Annotated in this window: 6 protein-coding genes; 2 read left to right on the forward strand and 4 right to left on the reverse strand. The window is 59.7% G+C overall.

Translation table 11 applies throughout. The features are described from left to right. Positions 1-48: 48 nt before the first annotated feature. The 3 genes from RTQ46_RS15145 to purB all read right to left on the reverse strand — a co-directional run bounded on the left by RTQ46_RS15145 (position 49) and on the right by purB (position 2736). Complete coding sequence (locus tag RTQ46_RS15145; protein WP_312437791.1) at positions 49-603, reverse strand: YceI family protein; 555 nt, start codon at positions 601-603, stop codon at positions 49-51. A gap of 39 nt (positions 604-642) precedes the next feature. After that, positions 643-1167, reverse strand: coding sequence for a cytochrome b (locus RTQ46_RS15150; RefSeq protein ID WP_312437792.1), 525 nt, complete (start codon positions 1165-1167; stop codon positions 643-645). A 189-nt stretch (positions 1168-1356) separates the two neighbouring features. Continuing rightward, complete coding sequence (gene purB, locus RTQ46_RS15155; RefSeq protein ID WP_312437794.1) at positions 1357-2736, reverse strand: adenylosuccinate lyase; 1380 nt, start codon at positions 2734-2736, stop codon at positions 1357-1359. Positions 2737-3018: 282 nt separating this feature from the next. On the opposite strand from purB, the gene RTQ46_RS15160 reads away from it, so the two are divergent. Next, the gene (locus tag RTQ46_RS15160) at positions 3019-3636 is read left to right on the forward strand and encodes a glutathione S-transferase N-terminal domain-containing protein (protein ID WP_312437796.1); all 618 of its coding nucleotides are present in this window, start codon (positions 3019-3021) and stop codon (positions 3634-3636) included. 170 nt (positions 3637-3806) lie between these two features. Here the strand turns inward: RTQ46_RS15160 and bfr are convergent, their stop codons facing one another. Next, on the reverse strand, positions 3807-4283 hold the full coding sequence (bfr, locus tag RTQ46_RS15165) for a bacterioferritin (protein WP_065307050.1): 477 nt from the start codon (positions 4281-4283) through the stop codon (positions 3807-3809). Between the two features lie 386 nt (positions 4284-4669). On the opposite strand from bfr, the gene RTQ46_RS15170 reads away from it, so the two are divergent. Continuing rightward, complete coding sequence (locus RTQ46_RS15170) at positions 4670-5350, forward strand: Fe2+-dependent dioxygenase (protein ID WP_312437800.1); 681 nt, start codon at positions 4670-4672, stop codon at positions 5348-5350. Positions 5351-5471 lie beyond the last annotated feature (121 nt).

Genomic DNA, 5471 nt, shown 5'->3' on the forward strand with positions numbered 1-5471 from the left:
CAGCACGGCGAGGCAAGAGCAACGCAGTCATGGACGTTTTTTCAGGCGTTACTGGGCGGCGACGTGGAATTTGATGGTGACCTCATCCGCCACCATGCTCGTATCTTTCCACTCGCCTTCGCCGATGTTGTAGGTCAGGCGCTTGATCGGCAGGGCGCCGTCGAACGTGTATTTGCCGCCTTCCGATTTCACGGTCAATGGGAAGGTCACGTCGGTGGCCTTGCCTTTGATGTTGAGCTTGCCGGTGACGGTCAGCTTGCCGGCGCCGGCAGCCTTGATGGTGCTCGAGACAAACGTCGCTTTCGGGAACTGGGCCGCGTTGAACCATTCTTTCTTCGCCACTTCCTTGTTGTATTCCGGATCGCCGATATCGATGCTGGCCGTGTCGATCTCCACCGAAGCCTTGGACGCGTCCGGCGTGGCCGGGTTGTAGTCGATGGCGATATTGAATTTCTTGAATTTTGCTTCGACCGGCACGTTCATCTGCTTGAAAACGGCCGACACGCTCGATTTGGCGGGATCGGTTTTCAGCAGGGTGGCGGCAGTGGCGGCGACGGACAGGCCGAGCAGGGAAGCGAGGACGATGCGTTGGGTGGTTTTCATTTTATTTTTCCTGGTAGTTCAGTAAAGGGCGTTGCGTGATCAGGGCAGCATGCGTTTGAGCACGCCATCCTTGTCGATGAATTGATGCTTGAGCGCCGCCAGGACATGGGCGGCAACGGCCGCGGCCATTGTCATGTTCAGAACATAGTGAATGTCTTTTAAAAGCGGCTTAAGCTCGGGGTTGGGCGCCATGATGACCGGCAGCTGGAACAATCCCAGGTAGACCACCGGCACGCCGGCGGCCAGCGTATACAGGTAGCCCGAAATCGGCACGGCGAAGATCAGGATATACAGCACCACATGCATGGCGTCGGCGGCCTTTTTTTGCCAGGCGGCCATGCCGGCCGGGTGCGGTGGCGGCACATTGGCCTTGCGCCACAGCAGGCGGATGGCGGCGATGCCCAGCACCGTCACGCCCAGCCATTTATGCCAGGAAAAGTATTTGAGCTTGGTGGGCGTCAGGCCCGGGATATCGGTCATGACCAGGCCCATCACGAAAGCGCTGATGATGAGCAGGGCGGTCAGCCAGTGCAGGATGATGGCGGTGGTAGTGTAGCGGTGCATCGATTGCTTTCTTGAAAGTAGTACGTGTTAGGACTAATTCGGCCTAATATACCAAAGAAAAACAAACTGCGCTGGGGCGCTGCTGATTCTACAAGAAAGACGGGCGGAAAAACCGCGGGGCGGCCGGCATTTGTTGCCGGCTGCCCCGCGGAAGAATGAAGCGCCTGCAACCAGGCGCCGACAGGATAATTAAATGGCCTTGGCCAGTTGCGCTGCGATACCGATGTAATTGGCTGGCGTCATCGTCAGCAGCACGTCTTTGGCGTCCTGTGGAATCGCCAGGCCGTTGACGAAGGTTTGCAGCGCTTCTTTCGAAATGCCCTTGCCGCGCGTCAGTTCCTTCAGTTGCTCGTACGGGTTTTCGATGCCATAGCGGCGCATCACGGTCTGCACCGGCTCGGCCAGCACTTCCCAGGTCGCGTCCAGGTCTTGCGCCAGGCGCGCGTGGTTCACTTCCAGCTTGTTCAGGCCGCGCAGGCAGCTGTCGTAGGCCAGCAGCGTGTAGCCCAGGCCCACGCCGATATTGCGCAGCACGGTCGAGTCGGTCAGGTCGCGCTGCATGCGCGACACCGGCAGTTTTTCCGACAGGTGCTTCAGCACAGCATTGGCCAGGCCCAGGTTGCCTTCGGAGTTTTCGAAGTCGATCGGGTTGACCTTGTGCGGCATGGTCGAGGAACCGATTTCGCCGGCCTTCAGCTTCTGCTTGAAGTAGCCCAGCGACACGTAGGTCCAGATATCGCGGTTCAGGTCCAGCAAAATCGTGTTGGCGCGCGCAAACGCATCGAACAGTTCGGCCATGTAGTCATGCGGCTCGATCTGGATGGTGTACGGGTTGAACACCAGGCCCAGGCGCTGTTCGATCACGGCTTGCGAGAACGCCGGCCAGTCGAACGACGGGTAGGCGGACAAATGAGCGTTGTAGTTGCCGACCGCGCCATTCATCTTGCCTAGGATTTCGACCTGCTCGATACGCTTGACGGCGCGCTGCAGACGGGCCACCACGTTCGCAAATTCCTTGCCCAGCGTGGTCGGGCTGGCCGTCTGGCCGTGCGTGCGCGACAGCATCGGCACGTCGGCATTGTCGTGCGCGATCTGTGTCAGCCTGGTCACCAGGCCTTGCAGGGCCGGCAGCATCACGCCATCGCGCGCGGCTTTGAGCATCATGCCGTGCGAGGTGTTGTTGATGTCTTCCGAGGTGCAGGCAAAATGGATGAATTCCGAGGCGGCCACCAGTTCCGGCACGTCCGCGACCTGTTCCTTGAGCCAGTATTCGACCGCCTTGACGTCATGGTTGGTGACCGCTTCGATCGCCTTGATGCGCGCCGCATCGGCTTCCGAGAAGTCGGCCGCCATCTTGTCGAGCAGGGCATTCGCTTCCGCCGAGAATGGCTTGATTTCGGCAAAGCCCGCTTGCGACAGCGCCTGCAGCCACGAGATCTCCACCTTTACGCGATGGTGCATGAAACCGGCTTCGGACAGGATCGGGCGCAGCAGATCGGTCTTGCTGGCGTAGCGGCCATCGAGCGGAGACAGGGCCGACAGCGTGGAATACGGAGTAGTAGAGGTCATGAGAGCGGACGCAAGTTAAAGAAACGGTGGGCGTGTGGCGCGCAGGAGGGCTGGCGCGATGGCAAGCGGATGGTCGGTCTGGATGGCGCCACAGTAAAAACGGGATTTTACCACTGCTGGCGTCCTCCTCGCCCGCTTGCGGCAGCCCGGCGGCTGCAAATGCTGCGGATACGCGCCGAATGCGGCATGCCCGCCACACCGGCAAAGCAGGTAGCCATGCGCTGCCAAATGCCACGGATGCCGATGCTATACTGATAGCTGCTCATTCACCTTGAAGTGTCCATGAAACTCATCGGTTCCCTCGCCAGTCCGTATGTCCGCAAAGTCCGTATCGTGCTGGCAGAGAAAAAGCTCGACTATGCGTTCGAGCTGGAAAACGTCTGGGTGCCGGAAACGCGCATCGCCCAGTCCAATCCGCTGGGCAAGGTACCGTGCCTGGTGATGGAAGACGGCAGCGCGCTGATCGACTCGCGCGTGATCGTCGAATATCTCGACACGCTCACGCCCGTGTGCAAGCTGTTGCCGGCCGGCGGCAATGGCCGCGAGCGGGCCGACATCAAGAACTGGGAAGCACTGGCCGACGGCATCCTCGATGCAGGCGTGCTGATGCGCCTGGAACGCGCCCAGCGTCCGCCTGAACTGCAGAGCGACGCCTGGATTGCGCGCCAGCACGACAAAGTCACGCTGGGCCTGGCGGCACTGGCGCATCGCCTGGGCGAGAGCGTGTATTGCGCCGGCAAGAACTACACGCTGGCCGACGTGGCGGTCGGCTGCGCGCTGGGCTGGCTCAGCTTCCGCTTCCCCGAGATCGACTGGCGCGGCGAGCATCCGGCGCTGGCGCGCCTGTTCGACAAATTGTCCGAGCGGCAGTCATTTAAGGATACCGTACCGCAGGCGTAAAAAAACCGGCACATGTGCCGGTTTTTTATTTCACCTTCAACGTTACGACGCCTGACAAAACCGTAGCGAGCGGAAGGAAGAGGTGGCCGAGAAGCGCAACCGTAATCTGGTACGGTGAGCATCGCAGGCCGCCTGTGCCGACGCGCAGCAGGTTTTGGCAGGTGTCCTCGTTACTCTTCGACTGCCATCTGACTTTGCAGGTAATTCTGCAGACCGATCTTGGCGATCAGGTCGATCTGCGTTTCCAGCCAGTCGATATGCTCTTCCGTGTCTTCCAGGATCATCAGGAACAGGTCGCGTGATACGTAGTCGCCCGCTTTTTCGCTGATGGCAATGCCTTCCTTGACGGTGGCGTGCGCGGCGCGTTCCAGTTTCAGGTCGCATTCCAGCATTTCCGGCGTGTTCTCGCCGATCAGCAGCTTGTGCAGCGCTTGCAGGTTAGGCAGGCCGTCGAGCATCAGGATGCGGTCGATCAGTTTGTCGGCGTGTTTCATTTCGCCGATCGATTCTTCGTATTCTTTCTTGCCCAGCTTTTCCAGGCCCCAGTGCTTGTACATGCGCGCATGCAGGAAGTACTGGTTGATGGCCGACAGTTCGTTGGTGAGCTGTGCGTTGAGCATGCGGATGACTTCTTTATCGCCCTTCATGGGATTTCCTTTGTTCTGTGTTGCAGTCAATGATGAAACCGGATGCGGGGCGGTCACTGCCGGGTGGCGCTGGGCTGCCTGGTGACGCACGTGGATTGCTCGGTTGCCGGTCTCGCTATGCCCGCATGATAGCGCAAAATGTTGGCGATTTTTGACCTCGAAGAAGGTTTTTCCGTATTTTTAACGTAAATATCGCGCGAATAAAACCCATTCTCATATGGATTGCCACAAGCGGCCAATTTTTATTCGTCAAGGCAAATGAAGGCCATTCGCATTCGCGTTTCGTCAGCCGTTGCGACCTGCGCAGATCTTGCCTTCAGGCCTGTTTTGGCGCGGTGGCCGGTGCGATAATCCGGTAATGATTTTTATTCAAAGAGGATAGCCAGATGATGCTGCATATACCCGGCGTGCTGACGCCGGAACAGGTGACGTATTTCCGCCAGCGCCTGGCGCAGACCGACTGGGTCGATGGCCGCGCCAGCGTCGGCGAGCAGGGCGCCAGGGTCAAGCGCAACCGCCAGCTGGCCGAGGGCTCGCCGCTGGCGCTGGAACTGGGCGAGATGATCAGCCGCGCGCTGATGGCCAACCCGCTGTTCTTTGCCGCCGCGCTGCCGCTGCGCATCCTGCCGCCATTCTTCAACAGCTACGCCGGCGGCGAACACTATGGCCTGCATATCGACGGCGCCATCCGCACGCCCAAGGGCGGCGCCCAGTCGATGCGCGCCGATGTTTCGTCGACCGTGTTCCTGAGCGAGCCGGAAGAATACGAAGGCGGCGAACTGGTGGTGGTCGATTCCTATGGCACGCATGAGGTCAAGCTGCCGGCCGGCGACGTGATCGTCTATCCGTCGACCAGCGTGCACCGCGTGATGCCGGTCACCAGCGGCGAGCGCATTTGCTCGTTCCTGTGGACCCAGAGCATGGTGCGCGACGACTGGAAGCGCAGCATGCTGTTCGAGCTGGACCAGAATATCCAGCAGGTGCGCGGCGCGCATGGGGATTCGGATGCGACCGTGGGGTTGACGGGGCATTATCATAATCTGTTGAGGATGTGGGCGGAGATTTAGCGCTCGGTATAAGGTATCTGATGCCGCTAATTTAAACTGTTCAACGCATTTAAAAATGGCGGGCCCGAGACGCGAGCCTGAGAAAATGCCGATGGCGGCGTTGCAGCTTCTCGCCGTACAT

The organism is Janthinobacterium sp. (assembly GCF_031995485.1).
Classification (GTDB): Bacteria; Pseudomonadota; Gammaproteobacteria; order Burkholderiales; family Burkholderiaceae_D; genus Janthinobacterium.

What these genes read in the sequence shown, in the direction of transcription:
- RTQ46_RS15145 (WP_312437791.1), bottom strand. Translation starts at nt 603, where the DNA reads ATGAAAACCACCCAACGCATCGTCCTCGCTTCCCTGCTCGGCCTGTCC.
- RTQ46_RS15150 (WP_312437792.1), bottom strand. Translation starts at nt 1,167, where the DNA reads ATGCACCGCTACACTACCACCGCCATCATCCTGCACTGGCTGACCGCC.
- purB (WP_312437794.1), bottom strand. Translation starts at nt 2,736, where the DNA reads ATGACCTCTACTACTCCGTATTCCACGCTGTCGGCCCTGTCTCCGCTC.
- RTQ46_RS15160 (WP_312437796.1), top strand. Translation starts at nt 3,019, where the DNA reads ATGAAACTCATCGGTTCCCTCGCCAGTCCGTATGTCCGCAAAGTCCGT.
- bfr (WP_065307050.1), bottom strand. Translation starts at nt 4,283, where the DNA reads ATGAAGGGCGATAAAGAAGTCATCCGCATGCTCAACGCACAGCTCACC.
- RTQ46_RS15170 (WP_312437800.1), top strand. Translation starts at nt 4,670, where the DNA reads ATGATGCTGCATATACCCGGCGTGCTGACGCCGGAACAGGTGACGTAT.